Genomic DNA, 16,992 nt, shown 5'->3' with positions numbered 1-16,992 from the left:
TTCAATGGCTTAACGGACAGTGTTCGCTATCCGTTCACGTCCAACTGTTCAAGTTGGGGTTGACAGCCAATCTGCGATCTGAAAACGTATAAAGTGCTCGAAGGGATACATTTGAGGAGATGTCCCCGCGGCCGACGAGTAAAGCCGCTCGCCTCGATGCGAAGCGGCATGGGAGAGAAACCTGGAGGATACCTATGACGAGGTTCACACTCGGCGGTGCCGTCCTGCGCGGCACTGTCTCCACTGCATTGATCGCATCGTTGATGTCCGCACCGGCTCTGGGCGCGGCGCCGGTCGACTTGAGCAAGTGGTCGCCGGAATATGTGCGCTCCATTGCGGGCACGCAGGAATTTGACACCGCGGCCGATTGCGCCAAGGTCACCCCGCTCGATTACAAGGGGCGGCTGACCTTCTGGTATCAGGGCGTGTTCGAGGGCGACCCCGATCTCTTGCGCCAGTACTACAAGGACTTCTTCGAGACCTTCCGCAAGACCTATCCGAACATCCAACTCGAGGAACAGGCCCTCACCTACAACGATCTCCTGGACAAGTTCCGCACGGCGCTCCTTGGCAATGCCGCGCCGATGGCGGTCCGCCTGCAAATCCTGGGTGGCACCGAGTTCGCTTCAAAGGGCTATCTGCAGCCGCTCAAGCCCGAGGATGTCGGCTATTCGACCGATGATTTCTGGCCCGGCGCCATGAAAGCCGTGACCTGGGACGGCGTGACCTACGGCATTCCAACCAACAATGAGACGATGGCGTTCATCTGGAATGCCGATATCTTCAAGCGCGCGGGCCTCGATCCGGACAAGGCTCCGGCAACCTGGGACGACGTCGTCAAGTACTCCAAGCAGATCCACGACAAGCTCGGCATTGCCGGTTACGGCCTCGTGGCCCGCAAGAATGCCGGCAATACCCCTTACCGCTTCATGCCTCAATTGTGGGCCTATGGCGGCGGCGTCTTCGACGAAGCCACGGCGAACCCGACCTATCAGCAGATCGAGCTCGACAGCCCGCAGAGCAAGGCCGCGCTGCAAGCCTCTTACGACATGTATGTCCGCGACAAGTCGGTTCCGGTTTCGGCGCTCACCAACCAGCAGGCCGACAACCAGCCGCTGTTCCTCGCCGGCCAGCTCGGCATGATGATCTCGCACCCGTCCGACTACAATGTCATGCTCGACCTGCAGAAGAAGGCGACCGGCACCGACAAGGACAAGGCGCAGACCGTCATCGACAACATGCGCTACGGCCTGATCCCGACCGGCCCTGACGGCAAGCGCGCGGTCGTCTTCGGCGGCTCGAACATCCACATCCTCAAGCCCGAATATGTCGAGGGCGGCAAGGTGGATGAACCGGCCGCGAAGGCCATCATCTGCATGTGGTCGAGCCCCGAATGGTCGCTGAAGATGGCCTATGCCGGCTCGAACCCGGGCAATCTCAACGGCTTCAAGACCAAATGGATGAAGGAACGCCTGGACAAGATCAAGTTCCTCGATGTCACCACCTCGATGCTGCCATACGGCATCCCGTTCCCGGCGCTGCCGCAATCTCCCGAGATCATGAACATCATCATCCCGGACATGCTGCAGAATGCCTTGACCGGAGCGATGACCGTCGATCAGGCAGCGGACGACGCGGCCAAGAAGGTGAAAGACCTGATGGGCGGACTCTAGTCCGAGCCTGACCTGCGATCTCAACCGGCTGCTCCGAGGATCAGCCGGTTCGTTCCGAAGAACAAGGGCACGCCAAAGTGACGATCGTGACCGGCAAGACCGAGGCTCGCCGAAGATTGCAACCCGGTAAATCCGGCGTGCTGCGCAATATCTGGGAGCATCGCGCCGACTATGCGTACGTGCTCCCAGCGATCGCCGTGATGCTCGTCGTCATCGCCTATCCGATCTACTACACGATCGAGCTGTCGTTCTATAATACGCCGCCTGGCCTGCAGCTCCGCGACAAGACCTTCGTCGGCTTCAACAATTACACCGCCATCCTCACCAGTGCGGTGTTCTGGAAGGTCACCTGGAACACGCTGATCTGGACGGTGGGGTCCACCGGCATCTCCTTCGTCCTGGGGTTTGCCGCCGCGCTGGCGCTCCACCGTGACTTTTTCGGCCGTGGTGTCCTGCGCGCCATCCTGATCATTCCCTGGGTCATCAGCGCGGTCGCCGCATCCTACATCTGGAAGTGGATCTACCATTCGGACTTCGGCATCATCGGCGCGGTGCTGGTCGGCCTCGGATGGGCAGACCGGCCGCCGAATTTCATCGACAGTGTCTCAACGGTGCTGCCCTCCCTGATCGTCGTCAACATCTGGCGCGAATTTCCGTTCGCCATGATCATGATGATGGCCGGCCTGCAGACGGTCCCCGACCAGTTGCTGCGCGCCGCCAAAGTCGACGGAGCCAATGCGTGGCAGCGCTTCTGGCACGTCACCTTCCCGCATTTGAGCAATGTCTCGACAGTGACGATCCTGCTGCTCGCGGTCGCCAACTTCAATTCCTTCATCATCCCCTGGATCATGACCGGCGGCGGGCCGTCGAACGCATCGCATATCTGGATCACCCACATCTATGAGCTCGCCTTCGGCCGGCAGCGCTGGGGGGTGGCATCGGCCTATTCGGTGCTGCTGTTCCTCATCCTGATGACACTGGGCTACTTCTACGTCCGCGCGCTGAGCGGCAACGACCGGAAGGATGGCAGCGCATGAGCACGATTGCCGAGACTTCTCCTCGTGGCCAGGCCCGTCGCCGCATACGCTTCGACGGATGGCGGTGGGGCGGGCGCATCTTCCTGGTGTTCATGCTGCTTTACACCGCGTTGCCGATGGTCTGGATGCTGCTCACCTCGATCAAGTCCGGCTTCGCCGCGATGCAGTTCCCGCCGCAATGGTGGCCGGACCAACCGACCCTTGCCAGCTACCAGAAGCTGCTCGATCCGCAGAACAGCGTCGGCCAGGATTTCCTCCGCTTCTTCTGGAACAGCCTTTTCGTCTCCACCGCCACCACCATCCTTTCGGTCATCGTGGCGGTTCCCGCGGCCTACGCGTTTTCGCGCTTCACCTTCCCGGGCCGGAACTTCCTGTTCTTCACCGTCTTGCTGCGCAACATGTTCCCGGCGGTGATCTTTCTCGTGCCGCTCTTCATCCTGATGCGCGCGATCGGGCTGGTGAACACGCATGGCTCGCTCGTTCTCACCTATCTGACATTCGGCCTGCCGCTGGCGATCTGGCTGCTCAAGGGCTTCTACGACAACATCCCGGTCCAGCTCGAGCAGGCGGCGCGCATCGACGGGGCAACGCGGTTCCAGGCCTTCATCCTGATCGTGATGCCGCTGTCGACGCCGGGCATCATCGCCACCGCGATCTATTCCTTCATTGGCGCATGGAACGAGTACATCTACGCCTACACCTTCCTCTCCAAGAACGAACAGCTGACGCTGCCGGTCGGCATCCAGCGCTTCTTCTCGGAAAACACGACAGACTTTCCGGGCCTGATGGCGGCCAGCTTCATCATGAGCGTGCCCGTCGTGGTGCTGTTCCTCGTCCTGCAACGATACTTCGTACGCGCCCTGACAGAAGGCGCGGTCAAGCACTAGGGAGTTGCCGATGGCCCATGTGGTCCTCAAAGATCTCGTCAAGACCTATGGCAGCTTCAAAGCCGTCAACGAGGTCTCGCTGACGGTCAATGATGGTGAGTTCGTTGCGCTCGTCGGCCCCTCGGGCTGCGGCAAGACAACGACGCTCAACCTCATCGCCGTGCTGATCCCGATCACATCGGGCGACATCGTCATCGGCGATCAGGTGGTCAACGACCTCGACCCCAAGGATCGGGACATCGCAATGGTGTTCCAGAACTACGCGCTCTATCCGCAAAAGTCGGTCTACATGAACCTCGCCTTCCCGCTGCAGATGCGCAAGCTGCCCAGAGCCGAGATCGACAAGAAGGTTCGGGAAGCGGCACGGGTGCTCGACATGACGCAGTTGCTCGAGCGCAAGCCGCGCGAACTTTCGGGCGGACAACAGCAGCGCGTGGCGCTCGGCCGCGCCCTTGTCCGGGATCCGGCGGTGTTCCTGATGGACGAACCGCTCTCAAATCTCGACGCAAAGCTTCGCGTGCAGATGCGGTCCGAAATCAAGCGGTTCCATCAGGACCTCAAGGCGACGATCATCTATGTGACGCACGACCAGCTCGAAGCCGTGACCATGGCGGACAGGATGGCCGTGATGAACGGCGGCTATCTGCAGCAATATGATTCGCCGGCGCAGGTTTTCGCGCATCCCGCCAACATGTTCGTCGCGAGCTTCGTCGGCAGCCCGGCGATGAGCCTTATTCCGCTGGAGGCATCGACCGCCAACGGCGACACCGTCCTGAAGAGCGCCGAAGGCTGGAGTCTCGGGCTGTCGCAACCCAACGCGCGCAAGGCGCAGGGAGCGACCAGCAGAAAGGTCGTGCTCGGTGCGCGACACTCGACGATCAAACTCCACAAGAGCGCGGTTCCCGGCGCAATTCCGGCCAAGGCCTATACGGTGGAACCAACCGGAGACGTCACGTTCGTGCAGGCGCTCCTCTCCGGCGCCATCGTCAACATCAGCGTGGCTCCCAGCATTGCCGTCAAACCTGACGAGCAGATCTGGCTCGAGTTCGACCAGGAGCGGATGCACCTGTTCGACGGCGAAACTGAAATGGCTCTCGAGGCCGCCTGAGACAGGCGTTTGGGACGTAGGCGTGGATGACGACGAAGCTCAAGATCACCGCGATCAAGCCCTACCCGGTGTGGGTGGGAACGCGCAACCAGATGCTGGTGAAGGTCGAGACCGACCAGGGCATCTTCGGCTGGGGCGAGAGCGGCCTGAGCGGTCGCGAGAGGGCCGTGACCGGCGCGGTCGAGCATTATCGCGAATTCCTCATCGGCCGCGATCCCCTGCAGATCGGCCGGATCTGGCAAGAGGCCTATCGCAGCCAGTATTTTGAAGGCGGGCGCGTTCTGCAGGCGGCGATTTCCGCCATCGACATCGCCCTCCACGACATCAAGGGCAAGGCGCTGGGGGTGCCGGTCTACGAACTGCTCGGCGGCAAGCAGCGCGACAGCATCCCCACCTTCGCCTCGACCGGAGACGAGGCCGAGGGCGATGTTGCCATCGAACGAGCCCGTGAACTGCACCAACAGGGATGGCAGGCGATCCGCTTCTTCCCCGCCGGGCAAAGCAGCAAGGACATCTTCGAGCCGCGCGAGTCGATCGGCGTGACCGCGCGGATGCTGAACAAGGCCCGCGAGGCGCTGGGCGACGATGTCGTCCTCGGCATCGACTATCATCATCGGCTGTCGGTGGCCGAGGCGGCGAGCTTCTGCAACAAGCTCGGCCGCGGCGTGCTCGATTTCCTCGAGGAGCCGATACGCGACGAAACACCGGAAGCCTACGAATCCCTGCGCACGATGACCGACATCCCCTTCGCCATTGGCGAGGAGTTTGCCAGCAAGTGGCAGTTCCTGCCCTACATCGAGCGCGGCATCCATCAGTTCAACCGGCTCGATGTCTGCAATGTCGGCGGGCTCACCGAAGCGATGAAGGTCGCAGGCTGGAGCGAGGCGCACTATGTCGACCTGATGCCGCACAATCCGCTCGGCCCCGTATGCACGGCCGCGAGCGTGCATCTTGCCGCTGCGGTCGCCAATTTCGCCTGGCTCGAGACCAGGGTGCCCGAAAGAAGGCTGGGCTTCGACAGTTCCGAGTTCTTCCCCGTGCAACCACAGCTCGACGGCCCCGCCTATCCGGTCGGCGATCTGCCGGGGCTCGGCGTCGAGGTCAACGAGGCGGCGATCCAGGCGCAGAGTTTCCGCTTCTGGGAAGCGCCCCACCTCAAACGCCGCGACGGTTCTGTCACCAACTGGTAGTTCAATTCAACCGGAGTCCACCATGACGCATACCTCCGACATCATCCGGCCGCCCAAGGACCTGATCGAGGGATTGAGGGAGATCGGCGCCGCGACCGTTGCCGGCACGCTCGGCCATATGGGCTTCCGCAATCCGCATATGGTCGGACCGGTGGCGCAGAACCACGGCAAGTCGATCGTCGGGCCGGCGCTGACGCTGCAGTTCATGCCGCAGCGGCCGGATCTCTTCAACGAGGGAGAGTATGCCGACCCGGAGACGCAACTGCACCGGCACGTGCTCTATCATGCCCAGGAAGGCGACGTCGTCGTGGTCGACGCGCGCGGCGACATGAGCTCGGGCGTCTTTGGCGATATGATGTCGACCTATTTCAAGGGCAGAGGCGGCGCGGGCATCGTCATCGATGGATGCATGCGCGACAGGCCCAATGTCGAGAAACTCGACCTGCCGCTTTGGCTGCGCGGCTGGACGCCGAACTATCATGTGCAGACCAGCATCTATCCCAATGCCGTCAACGTTCCGATCGCCTGCGGCGGTGTCGCGGTGATCCCCGGCGACATCATCGTTGCCGACGATGACGGCGTCGTGGTGGTTCCCGTCGCGATGGCCGCAAAGGTCATCGAGGAAGCCAAGAAGCATCACGATTGGGAAGAGTTCTCGCGAGAGAAGCTCATGCAGGGAGCCCCGTTGCAACGCTATTATCCGCTGCATGACGACGCGCGCGGAGAATACGAAGCGTGGCGCAAAACAAACGGCTTGGAGAACCCCAATTAATCTAGAGCAATTCCAGGAAAAGTGTGAGCGGTTTTCTCGGGAAAAGCGCGCAGCGCTTTCCCTAGGGAACTGCGTTAAAACAAAGAGTTAGAGCGGTTCGCCGTTTCCATGAAACGGTGAAACGCTCTAAAGAAAACGTGACGTATCGAGCAGCTCTGCCACGCCGTCCAGTTCCTTGTGCAGGCGATGCCAGCGACGGTCGAGATAGACCAGCGAATGCGCCTCCGGCGGGACCTCGTCCGGCTGCACCTCGCCTTCCAGGAGCTCCGCCGCGACCAGCGTCGCGCCCTCGATCGGCAGCAGGCCGAGCCGGCGGGCGCGGAACCAGGTCGAAACGCCGGTGTAGCGCGGTTCGCCCGTCGGCAGCCGCGCCCAGGTGCCCCCGGGCGGGAAGCGTTCCGCGCCGCTCGACGCGCAGAGTTGCGCAAGGTCGATATCGGTGAAGCGCAGCAGGTGGATCACCATGGTCTCTGCCCGCAGCAAGGGCTCGGACGAGGTCGATTTCATCGAAAGCGAGAAGGCGACGACCGGCGGCGCCGCACTCACCGAGATCAGCGAGGACACGGTCATCGCCACCGGCCTGTCGCCGGGATCGGCCGTGATCACGGCGACACCCGCCGGATGGCGACGAAAGGCTTCGCGGAAGGCGTTGGTCATCGGATGCGGCGCGTTCATCGACATATCTCTCTACGGCTTAGGGGGGAAGGCCGGACGGCATCCGCCGTCCGGCCCTTCGGACTACTTCTTCTCGATCAGGTCGTAGAACTGCCAGACGCGGTCGCTCCACATGCCGCCGATATCGCGGCCAGCCGAGGTCACGATCGACGGCGCGATCGTGAAGTGGTTGGCCGCCACCATCATCTCGCGGAAGGTGCGTTGGATCACGCCGGCGCGCAGCGACGCACCGCCGCCCGCGCGGTAAGCGAAGTTGCAGATATCGACGCCGACCTCGTGGATCTCGGACTTGGCCAGATGGACAAGGCTGATCTGCCGCGTCGACATTCTGTTGCCGGCCTCCACCGTCGCCTCGACGTCGCGCCAGGTTTCGAAGACAAAGGCGCGGGCGGCACGGTAACGGGCCTCGGCACGGCCATAGTCGTGCCAGAACTTCTCGCTCTCGCCGATCAATCCGGCGCGGCCCGACTTCGAGCGCGCGAACTTGGCGATCTCGTCCAGCATCCGCCGGCCGGCACCCAGAGCCCGGCCGGTATGGCCGATGGCGGCGAGGCCCACGACGCCGAGGCTGAAGAACTCCTTCTGCCGCAGCGGCGGCGCGGTCAGGATCGGGAAGACGAGATCGTCGGCGATGAAGACGTCCTCGGCCGCGTAGTCGATGCTGCCGGTGCCGCCGAGGCCCAGCACGTCCCAATTGCCGAGCTGCTTGTGCTCGGAGATCGGCGCATGCGCGCACATGACGATGACATTGCCGTTCTCGTCCTTGGCGGGCTTGCCGGTGCCGTCGTCGACGAAGGCGGCGCTATGGCTGTAGGTGGCGTGGCTGAAGCCGCTGCCATAGCTCCACTTGCCGTTCAGCCGGTAGCCGCCGTCGACTTTTTTGAGCATGCCCAGCGGCGCGCCCTGCCCCGAGAAACGGTTGTCGGTGCCCGGCGCGAAAAGCCGCGCGACCGCACTGTCTGGCAGGAAGGCCGCCGACATCGCGCCAATGCAGCAATGCACCATCGAAACCCAGCCCGCCGATCCCGAATACCAGGTGATCGCCTCGATCAGTTCGAGGCCCTGCGTGGGTGGCAGTTGCGCGCCGCCAAGGCTTTCGGCGGCGAAGATATGCGACATGCGCAGCGGCTTCAGCGCCTCGAACGTGGCCTGGGTCAGTTCGCCGCTCTCCTCGTCGGCGGCGGCATTGGCTTCCAGGATCGGTCCGATCTCCGCGATCTTCTTCAGCAGGTCGCGATGGTCGACGGTCGTTCCCCATGAACCATGCTTGATGGGTTTGTTCATCGTCTTCTCCTCCTTGTTTGAAATGTGATCAGCCGGCGAGGAAGTCGCCGATCTTGCGCAGCGTTTCGGGTTTTTCCTGCATGACGAAATGACCGGCATCCTCGACCAGGACCAGGCGTGCGTCCGGGAGCGCCTCGACGAAGAGTGGCGCCTGGCTGGCGGGCAGCAGACGGTCCTTGGTGCCCCAGACGACCACCGCCGGATTGGTGATGCGCGCCAGGAAACGGCGCAGGTTCGGGTGACCCATGCCGAATGGCGCCAGCAGGCGGCCCAGCGTCTCGCCTTCACGGGCGCGGTCGGCGCCGAAGGCCTCCGCAAAGGCGGGGTCCGAGCCGTCGGGGAAATAGCGCAGCGCCACCGAGACGTCATGCGCCAGATAGGCCGGCAGTTCCTGCGGCGCCACCGCGCCGAGATCCGTGGCCGGATGCGCGGGATCGTTGAGCCCCGCCGGCGCGATCAGCACCACCTTGTCGAAACGCTCGCGGGCAAGGCCGGCCAGCTCGGTCGCCATCCAGCCACCCATGGAAAAGCCGATGAGATGAGGCTTCTCCGACAGTTTCAGGGCATCGAGCAGGTTCAGATAGTGCAGAACCATGTCGGACATGCCAGCCACGTGCGGCGCGGCTCCCGAAAAGCCGAAGCCGGGATGGCTGGGGCACAGAACGCGGAAACGGTCGGCGAGACCTGCTGCGAAGTCGAAACCTTCCAGCGTCGAGGCGCCGTGCAGGAACAGCACGGGTTTGCCCTTGCCGATGGCCTTCACCACCGTCTTTACGCCGCCGACATCGTATTCGAGCGTTTCGAACTGAAGGGTCATTCTCATTCTCCTCAGACAAGGTCGGGCTGGATCAGCACTTTGCATTGCGTGGTGCGGCGGCGAAGGCTCTCGAAGACTTGCGGAACCGGCGAGAGGCCGATCCGATCGGTGATCAGCGCCTGCGGCGCGAAAGGTCCGCCGCGCAGCGCATCGAGGGCGACGCCGAACTCGTTGCGCTGATGGAAGAAGACCGAAAACAGCAGGTTCACTTCCTTGGTCAGCGCGATGAACGGATCCCATTCGTCGCCACCGATGCACAGGCCGACGCCGACCACCGTGCCCTGCAGCCGGACCGCCTTGACCGCCGCGTCGATGAGGCCGCGCTTGCCGACGCATTCGAAGACGATATCGGGTGCACCGCCGCAGAGATCGGCAAGGTTCTCGGCCAGCCTGTTGCCCGATAGCGCGAAACCGGTCGCGCCAAGCGCCAGCGCGCGGTCCCGCTGATGGCTGTGGACATCGGCCACGACCACGCACGATGCCCCCATCCGCCGCGCCCAGAAGGCGACGAGCAGGCCGATCGGTCCGGCACCCAGTATGGCGACCCGGTCTCCCGGCTTCATGCCCGAGCGGACGATGCAATGCAGCGCGACCGAGAGCGGCTCGGCCAGCGCGCCGTCCTCCAGTGCCACCTCTTCGGGCAGGACGTGGCACTGGCGCGCGGCGACGGCCGCGTATTGCGCATAGCCGCCACCAATCAGCACCATGTCGGGACAGCGGCCTGGATCGCCGCGCCTGCAAGCCTGGCATTGCCCGCAGCCGCGCATTGGAACGACAGCGACACGGTCGCCGATCCCAAGGCCCGCCACCCGCGATCCCAGCGCGATGACGTCGCCGGCGAATTCATGGCCGAGAACGAAACCTCCACCGATGCCGAAAGGCACCGGATCCTCGGTGATGTGCAGGTCGCTGCCGCAGATGCCGCAAGCGGCGACACGCAGGACGACCTCGTCGGGCGCCGGGGTCGGGTCCGGCACCGTGCCGATGCGCAGCGGACTGCCGACCGTGTCGAAGATGGCTGCTTTCATAAAACCCTCCCTCAGCGGTCCGGATCGACGAGCTTGCGTCGGATCGGGAACCATGGCGCATCCCATCGTTTCGAGATCAGGCCCCAGATCCCCGTGCGGGCGTAGAGCGCCACCAGCAGCGTCATCAGGCCGAGGACGACGAAATAGGTTGCGCCGTATTCACCGAACCAGCGGTCGGCGATGAAGAAGATCAGGGATCCGATCAGGACGCCCTCGATGGAGCCGATGCCGCCGACCATGACGATGAAGATCGCCACATTCGCCCACATCGGATCGAAGGCCGAACCCGGGGTGATCCGCAACTGCGCCATGAAGTAGATCGCGCCCGCAAGGCCGCAGCCGACCGCCGACGCGACGTAGACGAGGAAGCGCAGCTTTGCGACATTCACGCCCTGGCTGGCGGCCGCGACCGGATTGTCGCGCATGGCGATCAGCGCAAGGCCGAAGCGCGAGCGAAGCAGCCAGTAGCTGCCGCCGAGCGTGACCAGAAGCATGCCGGCGCAGAGCAGCGACATGGCGACATTGCGCTCGAAGGCCGAATAATCCTTCATCACCCGCAGCGACATGCCCGCGCCGGAATTGACCAGCGGCAGGTTCGAGGCGGTCAGCCGGAAGACCTCGGCCACCACCCATGTGCCGATCGAGAAATACGGGCCGTCCAGGCGATGAAGCAAAAGGTAGATCGGCACCGCCAGCGCCGCCGGCACCAGCAGCGACAGGAAGACCGCCGCGAACGGATTGATGCCGTAAGTCTGCGCCAACACGAAAAGCGCGTAGCCGGCCGCGCCCATGAAGGCGTGCTGACCCACCGAGACGAGGCCGGCATAGCCGGCGAGCAGGTTCCACATCTGCGCGACGGCGATGTAGCAGCACAACACCAGGATCGAGCGGATCGTTCCGGTCGAGGCCCACCACGGCATGGCCGCGACAGCGATCATCGCCAGCACCGCCAGCGTCATCGCGATGCGACCCGACCGGGTCTGGCGCTGAACCAGCACCTCGGGCGCCTCGGTTTCCACATAAGGGATCGCACTCATGCCAATGCCTTTCCGAACAGGCCCTGTGGGCGGGTCGCCAGCACGATCAGGAAGACGATGTGTCCGGCGAGCACGCCGAAGCCCGGATCGATGCGGAAGCCGATGGCCTGCGAGATGCCGAGGACCATCGAGCCGACGAAGGCACCCCACACCGTACCCATGCCGCCGATGATCACCGCCTCGAACGCGTAGATCAGCTGGGCCGGTCCATCGGCCGGCGCGACGGTCGACCGCAGCGCCTGGAAGACGGCGGCAAAGCCGAGGATTCCGACCGCGGCCGCCGTCGCCATCGCATAGACGGCGCGCGGGTTGATGCCGGTCATCGCCGCCGCCTCGACATCGGCCGACGCGGCGCGCAGCGCCCGGCCGAAGCGCGTGCGCTTCAACGTCAGATCGAGCCCCCAGGTCAGACCCGTGGCGACCGCCAGCACGATCAGCGGCAGGAGGCCGATATAGACGCTGCCGATCTCGATGGATTGGCTCTCGATCCCATGGCCGGGCAGCGACCGGCTGTTGGCGGACCAGATCTGAAGCATCAGGTTCTGAAGCGCGATCGACAGTCCGAAGGTCGCGATCAGCGAAGGCAGCGGATCGCCGCCCACCACCCGGTTCAGAACGGCCTTCTGCAGCAGCCAGCCCATCAGCACCGCCAGCGGCACCAAGACGATCAGCACGGGCAGCGGTCCCAGGCCCCAGGCCGTGGCCATCGAGATGCCTATCAGCGAGAGAAGGATCACCAGGTCGCCATGGCTGATGTTGACGATGCGCATGACGCCGAACATCAGCGCCATGCCGAGCGCGTACTGGGCATACATGCCGCCCAGCAGGATCCCCTGCACCAAGGCGTCAAACCACTCCATGGCCCGCTCCAAAATAGGCTTTGCCGATCTGCTCGCGCGTGATTTCGGCCGACCTGCCGGTCAGGGTCACGCGCCCCTCCAGCATGCAGTAGAGACGGTCCGAGGCGGTCCGGGCGAGGCCGACATCCTGTTCGACCACGATCATCGCCGTCCCGGTGGCTCGGATTTCGGGCAGAGCGGCATAGATCTCGCGGATCACCTTGGGCGCGAGGCCGAGGCTGATCTCGTCGCAGAGCAGCACGCGCGGCTGGCACAGCAGCGCGCGGCCGATGGCCACCATCTGCTGCTGCCCGCCCGAGAGGCTCTGCACCTGCGTGCGCGCCTTCTCCTTGAGGATCGGGAACAGCTGGTGCAACCGTGGCAGCGTCCATCCGCCCTTGGCGCCCATGCGCGCGGCCTGGTCGATGGCGACGCGCAGATTGTCCTCGACCGACATGCCGGTGAAAAGGCGGCGACCTTCCGGCACGATGGCGACGCCCTTCTGCACCATGCGGTCGGTCGCGGTGCCGCCGACAGGGTCGCCGTGCAGCCGCACCATCTCGCGTCCGACCGGGAGCAGGCCCATGATCGAACGCAAGAGGGTGGACTTGCCTGCCCCGTTGGCGCCGATCAGGGCCACGGCTTCACCCTGGTGCAGTTCGATGTCGATGCCGTAGAGCGCCTGGAAATCGCCGTAGCGGGCCAGCAGCCCGTGAGTGGAAAGAACGGCTGTCATGCCTCGATCCCCATATAGACGCGCTGGACCTCGGGCAGCGCGATCACTTCCGCCGGCACGCCTTCGGCGATCTTCTCGCCGAAGTTCAGCACCAACAGCCGGTCGGCCACCGCCAGCAGTGCGTGCAGCACGTGCTCGATCCAGACGATGGTGATGCCGCGGTCGCGGATGCGGCGAACCAGCGCCACCAGCGCTTTCGATTCATCGTCGGTCAGCCCGCCGGCGATCTCATCCAGCAGCAGCAGCTTCGGATCCGACGCCAGCGCGCGCGCCAGTTCCAGCCGCTTGCGGTCGAGCAGCGTCAGGGCGCCGGCCGAGACATTGGCCTTGTCGGAAAGCTCGCAATCGCGCAGCACCTGGGCGCAGAAGGCATAGCTTTGCTTCTCCGACCGGCCGCCGCCGAAAGCGGCGGCGACCAGCAGGTTCTCGAAGGCGGTCATGCCGGAATAGGGACGCGGGATCTGATAGGTCCGTCCGATCCCCATCTGGCAGCGGCGGAAGGGCGGCTCGCCGCGCAGCGCCGTGGCGCCGAGCTGGATCTCGCCGCCGGACGTCTTCAAATCGCCGCTGATCATGTTGAACAGCGTCGTCTTGCCCGCCCCGTTCGGGCCGAGGATGCCCAGCACCTCGCCCCGCTGCACGTCGAAGCTCACCTCATGCAGGACGCGGACGGCGCCGAAGGACTTCGACACGCCGCGCGCTGTCAGCAGGATTTCCCTGTTCATGGATCCGTCCGCGTCCCTGCTCATGTCACCAGGCGATCGGCTTGATCGCCTGTTGCGGCGCGAAGAGCTGATTGACCGTGTTGTCCACGATCTTCAGGTCGTAGGGCCATTTCTCGCCCTTCACCCACTGGCCGCCGAAGATCGGCGTCTTGCAGATGTTCTTGTGCGGCGAGCCGTCGAACTTGATGTGGCCGACCAGCGTCTGCAGATCGGTGGCGACCAGCGCGTCGCGGTTGGCCGTCCGGTCGAGCGGATTGGAGGAGCGCTTCAATATGTCCAGCGCGACCTCTAGCAAGGCATGCGAATAGCCCAGCGGCTGCGTCCACTGCCGCTTCGAATCGGCTTCCCATTGGCTGGCGATGTCGCTGCTGACCTGGCCGGTCAGCGACGACTTGAACGGGAAGGCCGGCGTCCACCAGACCTCCGAGGACATGCCGTTGCCCAGCGGACCCATCGCCTCGACGCCCCCCGGGAACAAGAGCGCCGCAGCCACCGTGACCGCCTTCGGCTTGAAGCCCTGTTGGTTGCACTGGGTGACGAAGGTCTTCAGATCGTCCGGATAAGTGATGCCGCCGATGATGTCGCAGCCCTGCTTCTTGAACTCGGAGATCTGGGCGGAGAAGTCATTGGTGCGCGGCTGGAAGTAGCCGGGCACGACGACCTCGTAGCCGGCCTTGCGGGTCGGCGCCGGCAGGCCGTATTCGTCGTTGCCCCAGGTTTCACCGTCGATGTTCTGGGGAAACAGCATCCCGACCTTCTTGTTGGTCTCCAGATGGTTCCAGAGCCCGACAAAGGTGTTCAGCGCCTCGTCGAGGCCCCAGAAGAAATGGTAGGTCCAGTCGAAGGTCTGCTTGCCGCCGCCGCGCGGCATGATCACCGCCTGCCAGGGCGCGCCGGAGGAGATGCACGGCGTCTCGTAGAGTTCGGACTGTTCGGCAGCGGGCAGGATCGTGTCGGTGGTCGAAGCCGGGACGAGCAGGTGCACCTCGTCGTTCAGGATGAGGTTGCCGGCGATTTCCGATGCCTTGTTCGGATTGGACTGGCTGTCGCGATCGAGGATCTCGATCTCGTAGGTATTGCCGTTGGCGCACTGCAGTTGGCCGCCGAGCAAAGCGCGGATCTTCTGCAAGGTGTAGCCGTCCGTTTCGCCGAAGAGGGCGAGCGGACCGGTGGTGGGGCTGAGATAGCCAAGCTTGATCTTGCCCGCCGTCGCGGCGCGCGCATAGCGCGGCATGGCCAGCGTACTCGCGGCGGCAACACCAGCTCCAAGCCCCTTCAGAACGGTCCGGCGGCTGGGCAGGCCCGATTTCACGAGTTTGTTGTAGTAGGTCATGGTCATTTCCTCCCTTGGTTAAGCCGGCCCGTCCCCTCGACGAGACCGGCGTCAGTTCAAAGCTTGTTCAGGTCATGCGCAGCAGCGAGCCGCCATCGATGACGATCAGCGAGCCGGTCACGTAGGATGCGGCGGGCGACGCCAGATAAAGCGCAAGGCCCTTGATCTCTTCCGGATCGCCGATCCGGCCGACGAGCGACTGGGCCTCGAAGGCCTTGCGGTCCGCCGGGTTGCGCAGCCTGCCGCCGGCGATGTTGGTGATGAACGGCCCGGGCAGGATGGCGTTGATGCGGATGTTGTAGGCGCCGAGTTCCATCGCCATGTGGCGCACGAGATGGTTCACCGCGGCCTTGGCCGGCATGTAGGGCGTGCCGACGATGCTCTCGTTGATCAGCGAGGCGATGGACGATGTGACGATGATCTGGCCGCCGCCATTCGGCTTCATGTGCCGCACGGCGTGCTTGATCGTGGTGTAGACCGAAGTCAGGTTGATCTCGATTACCTTGTCCCAGTGCTCGTCGGGCAGGTTCTCGATGGCGCCGTCGGGGTTCCTCTCGCCGGTCGGGGTGTTGAAGCCCGGGCCGGCGTCGATCCCGGCATTGGCGAACACGACATCGATCGAGCCCGCAGTCTCGGCCACCTTGTCGAAGGCTTGGGCCATCGCCGCGCGGTCGCCGACATCGACGACCTGACCCCAGATATCGCCACCCTCGGCCCTGATCTCGGCGACGGTCTTCTCCAGCCCGGCAGGGTTCAGGTCGAAGATGCAGACCTTCGCCCCGTGCTCGGCCATGATCTCTGCATAGGCCTGGCCGATGCCGCTGGCGCCGCCGGTGACGATCACCGACTTGCCTCTGACATCGAACATCTTCTCAAGTGCGGCCATCAGTTTCCTCCCTTTTGCGCGATACCGGCCTGCGTGCGGGCGCGCCTTCGCGGCCCCCGCGGCGCGGCGGTTCACTTCTTCTTTCGCGAAAGCACGAAATCGAACTCCACGTCGTAGAACGGCGCGGCCACCTTGGCCTTCGCCGCGGCGTCGGCATCCTCGACCTTGCGGAATTCGGCGAGCAGGCTCTGCTTCACACCGAAGACGGCGTCCGTATCGATATACGGGTCTTCCGGATCGAAGATGTGCGTGGTCAGCGCCTCGAAGCCCTCGGCCTCGACGATGTAGTGGAGATGCGCCGGCCGGTAGGGATGGCGTCCCAGCGCGCCGAGCAGCTTGCCGACCGGCCCGTCATCCGGGATCGGGTAGTATTTGGGCTTGGCGCCGCGGAACCAGTAGCGTCCGTCCGCGCCGGTGCGGAAGACGCCGCGCAGGTTGAAGTCGGGCTGTATGCCCTTCTGCTGCACGTCGTAGAAGCCTTCGTCATTGGCTTGCCAGACATCGATCTTGGCGCCAGCGATCGGCTTGCCCTCGGTGTCGAGGATGCGGCCATGCACGAACATCGGCTCGCCCTTCTGGTCGAGGCAGATGTTCGAGCCCATCGGCAGTTCGGGCGCGTCGGCGACATGGAATGGCCCCAGCACGGTGGATTCCGAGGCGCCCGACGGCTTGCGGTTGTTGATCGCGTCGACCAGCATCGAGACGCCGAGGATATCCGACAAAAGGATGTACTCCTGCCGCCACTCGTTGCAGATCTGGCCCGTCCGCGTCAGGAACATGATCGCCTCGAACCATTCCTCCTGCGTCGGCTCGATCTCCTTCACCGCCTCGTGCAGCTTGCGGGTGATGACCTCCATGACCTCAGCGAGCCGCTGGTCCTTGGCGTTCTTGTTGCGCGCCACGACGACTTCGGCCGAGTTGGCTTCGGTGAAATAGCCGTGTTCGTGTTCGTCGATCATGGGATC

17 protein-coding genes are annotated in these 16,992 nt (G+C 64.1%); 6 read left to right on the top strand and 11 right to left on the bottom strand.

From position 1 onward, the window contains the following. Window positions 1–194: 194 nt before the first annotated feature. The 6 genes from QQK95_RS00330 to QQK95_RS00305 all read left to right on the top strand — a co-directional run bounded on the left by QQK95_RS00330 (window position 195) and on the right by QQK95_RS00305 (window position 6,667). A complete protein-coding gene (locus QQK95_RS00330; protein ID WP_284267601.1) occupies window positions 195–1,673 on the top strand; it encodes an ABC transporter substrate-binding protein in 1,479 nt (492 codons plus the stop codon). Window positions 1,674–1,750: 77 nt separating this feature from the next. Further along, window positions 1,751–2,710 carry a carbohydrate ABC transporter permease gene (locus tag QQK95_RS00325; RefSeq protein ID WP_284267599.1) on the top strand — a complete coding sequence of 320 codons (960 nt, stop codon included), beginning with the start codon at window positions 1,751–1,753 and terminating at the stop codon, window positions 2,708–2,710. Beyond that, the gene (locus QQK95_RS00320; protein ID WP_284267597.1) at window positions 2,707–3,597 is read left to right on the top strand and encodes a carbohydrate ABC transporter permease; all 891 of its coding nucleotides are present in this window, start codon (window positions 2,707–2,709) and stop codon (window positions 3,595–3,597) included. The genes QQK95_RS00325 and QQK95_RS00320 overlap by 4 nt, the downstream gene beginning before the upstream one ends. Before the next feature lie 10 nt (window positions 3,598–3,607). Beyond that, complete coding sequence (locus tag QQK95_RS00315) at window positions 3,608–4,705, top strand: ABC transporter ATP-binding protein (protein WP_284267595.1); 1,098 nt, start codon at window positions 3,608–3,610, stop codon at window positions 4,703–4,705. Between the two features lie 26 nt (window positions 4,706–4,731). Further along, the gene (locus QQK95_RS00310; protein WP_284267593.1) at window positions 4,732–5,895 is read left to right on the top strand and encodes a mandelate racemase/muconate lactonizing enzyme family protein; all 1,164 of its coding nucleotides are present in this window, start codon (window positions 4,732–4,734) and stop codon (window positions 5,893–5,895) included. Window positions 5,896–5,917: 22 nt separating this feature from the next. Further along, window positions 5,918–6,667, top strand: coding sequence for a ribonuclease activity regulator RraA (locus tag QQK95_RS00305; protein WP_284267591.1), 750 nt, complete (start codon window positions 5,918–5,920; stop codon window positions 6,665–6,667). 126 nt (window positions 6,668–6,793) lie between these two features. Here the strand turns inward: QQK95_RS00305 and QQK95_RS00300 are convergent, their stop codons facing one another. The 11 genes from QQK95_RS00300 to QQK95_RS00250 form a co-directional block, all read right to left on the bottom strand. Beyond that, the gene (locus QQK95_RS00300; protein ID WP_284267589.1) at window positions 6,794–7,342 is read right to left on the bottom strand and encodes a flavin reductase family protein; all 549 of its coding nucleotides are present in this window, start codon (window positions 7,340–7,342) and stop codon (window positions 6,794–6,796) included. A gap of 63 nt (window positions 7,343–7,405) precedes the next feature. Next, the gene (locus QQK95_RS00295; RefSeq protein ID WP_284267587.1) at window positions 7,406–8,626 is read right to left on the bottom strand and encodes an acyl-CoA dehydrogenase family protein; all 1,221 of its coding nucleotides are present in this window, start codon (window positions 8,624–8,626) and stop codon (window positions 7,406–7,408) included. Window positions 8,627–8,654: 28 nt separating this feature from the next. Further along, on the bottom strand, window positions 8,655–9,443 hold the full coding sequence (locus tag QQK95_RS00290) for an alpha/beta fold hydrolase (protein WP_284267586.1): 789 nt from the start codon (window positions 9,441–9,443) through the stop codon (window positions 8,655–8,657). A gap of 11 nt (window positions 9,444–9,454) precedes the next feature. After that, on the bottom strand, window positions 9,455–10,471 hold the full coding sequence (locus tag QQK95_RS00285; RefSeq protein ID WP_284267584.1) for a zinc-dependent alcohol dehydrogenase: 1,017 nt from the start codon (window positions 10,469–10,471) through the stop codon (window positions 9,455–9,457). An 11-nt stretch (window positions 10,472–10,482) separates the two neighbouring features. Beyond that, on the bottom strand, window positions 10,483–11,508 hold the full coding sequence (locus QQK95_RS00280; protein WP_284267582.1) for a branched-chain amino acid ABC transporter permease: 1,026 nt from the start codon (window positions 11,506–11,508) through the stop codon (window positions 10,483–10,485). Continuing rightward, window positions 11,505–12,368: a branched-chain amino acid ABC transporter permease gene (locus QQK95_RS00275; protein WP_284267580.1), complete on the bottom strand. Its 864-nt coding sequence runs from the start codon at window positions 12,366–12,368 to the stop codon at window positions 11,505–11,507. The genes QQK95_RS00280 and QQK95_RS00275 overlap by 4 nt, the downstream gene beginning before the upstream one ends. After that, on the bottom strand, window positions 12,355–13,083 hold the full coding sequence (locus tag QQK95_RS00270; RefSeq protein ID WP_095789856.1) for an ABC transporter ATP-binding protein: 729 nt from the start codon (window positions 13,081–13,083) through the stop codon (window positions 12,355–12,357). The genes QQK95_RS00275 and QQK95_RS00270 overlap by 14 nt, the downstream gene beginning before the upstream one ends. After that, window positions 13,080–13,808: an ABC transporter ATP-binding protein gene (locus tag QQK95_RS00265; RefSeq protein WP_284267575.1), complete on the bottom strand. Its 729-nt coding sequence runs from the start codon at window positions 13,806–13,808 to the stop codon at window positions 13,080–13,082. The genes QQK95_RS00270 and QQK95_RS00265 overlap by 4 nt, the downstream gene beginning before the upstream one ends. Window positions 13,809–13,833: 25 nt before the next feature. Beyond that, window positions 13,834–15,141 carry an ABC transporter substrate-binding protein gene (locus QQK95_RS00260; protein WP_284267573.1) on the bottom strand — a complete coding sequence of 436 codons (1,308 nt, stop codon included), beginning with the start codon at window positions 15,139–15,141 and terminating at the stop codon, window positions 13,834–13,836. A 67-nt stretch (window positions 15,142–15,208) separates the two neighbouring features. Further along, entirely contained in the window at window positions 15,209–16,027 is an 819-nt protein-coding gene (locus QQK95_RS00255; RefSeq protein WP_284267571.1) for an SDR family NAD(P)-dependent oxidoreductase, read from the bottom strand. Between the two features lie 71 nt (window positions 16,028–16,098). After that, window positions 16,099–16,986: an intradiol ring-cleavage dioxygenase gene (locus QQK95_RS00250; RefSeq protein ID WP_284267569.1), complete on the bottom strand. Its 888-nt coding sequence runs from the start codon at window positions 16,984–16,986 to the stop codon at window positions 16,099–16,101. Window positions 16,987–16,992: the final 6 nt, after the last annotated feature.

Source organism: Mesorhizobium huakuii, assembly GCF_030160235.1.
Classification (GTDB): domain Bacteria; phylum Pseudomonadota; class Alphaproteobacteria; order Rhizobiales; family Rhizobiaceae; genus Mesorhizobium; species Mesorhizobium huakuii.
This window is presented reverse-complemented; position numbering and strand designations above follow the sequence as displayed.

Bases quoted from the DNA above. Each gene is read 5' to 3' on its own strand.
- QQK95_RS00320 (WP_284267597.1), top strand. From the start codon at position 2,707: ATGAGCACGATTGCCGAGACTTCTCCTCGTGGCCAGGCCCGTCGCCGC.
- QQK95_RS00270 (WP_095789856.1), bottom strand. From the start codon at position 13,083: ATGACAGCCGTTCTTTCCACTCACGGGCTGCTGGCCCGCTACGGCGAT.
- QQK95_RS00310 (WP_284267593.1), top strand. From the start codon at position 4,732: ATGACGACGAAGCTCAAGATCACCGCGATCAAGCCCTACCCGGTGTGG.
- QQK95_RS00255 (WP_284267571.1), bottom strand. From the start codon at position 16,027: ATGGCCGCACTTGAGAAGATGTTCGATGTCAGAGGCAAGTCGGTGATC.
- QQK95_RS00315 (WP_284267595.1), top strand. From the start codon at position 3,608: ATGGCCCATGTGGTCCTCAAAGATCTCGTCAAGACCTATGGCAGCTTC.
- QQK95_RS00285 (WP_284267584.1), bottom strand. From the start codon at position 10,471: ATGAAAGCAGCCATCTTCGACACGGTCGGCAGTCCGCTGCGCATCGGC.
- QQK95_RS00290 (WP_284267586.1), bottom strand. From the start codon at position 9,443: ATGACCCTTCAGTTCGAAACGCTCGAATACGATGTCGGCGGCGTAAAG.
- QQK95_RS00330 (WP_284267601.1), top strand. From the start codon at position 195: ATGACGAGGTTCACACTCGGCGGTGCCGTCCTGCGCGGCACTGTCTCC.
- QQK95_RS00280 (WP_284267582.1), bottom strand. From the start codon at position 11,508: ATGAGTGCGATCCCTTATGTGGAAACCGAGGCGCCCGAGGTGCTGGTT.
- QQK95_RS00275 (WP_284267580.1), bottom strand. From the start codon at position 12,368: ATGGAGTGGTTTGACGCCTTGGTGCAGGGGATCCTGCTGGGCGGCATG.
- QQK95_RS00265 (WP_284267575.1), bottom strand. From the start codon at position 13,808: ATGAACAGGGAAATCCTGCTGACAGCGCGCGGCGTGTCGAAGTCCTTC.
- QQK95_RS00260 (WP_284267573.1), bottom strand. From the start codon at position 15,141: ATGACCTACTACAACAAACTCGTGAAATCGGGCCTGCCCAGCCGCCGG.
- QQK95_RS00300 (WP_284267589.1), bottom strand. From the start codon at position 7,342: ATGAACGCGCCGCATCCGATGACCAACGCCTTCCGCGAAGCCTTTCGT.
- QQK95_RS00305 (WP_284267591.1), top strand. From the start codon at position 5,918: ATGACGCATACCTCCGACATCATCCGGCCGCCCAAGGACCTGATCGAG.
- QQK95_RS00295 (WP_284267587.1), bottom strand. From the start codon at position 8,626: ATGAACAAACCCATCAAGCATGGTTCATGGGGAACGACCGTCGACCAT.
- QQK95_RS00250 (WP_284267569.1), bottom strand. From the start codon at position 16,986: ATGATCGACGAACACGAACACGGCTATTTCACCGAAGCCAACTCGGCC.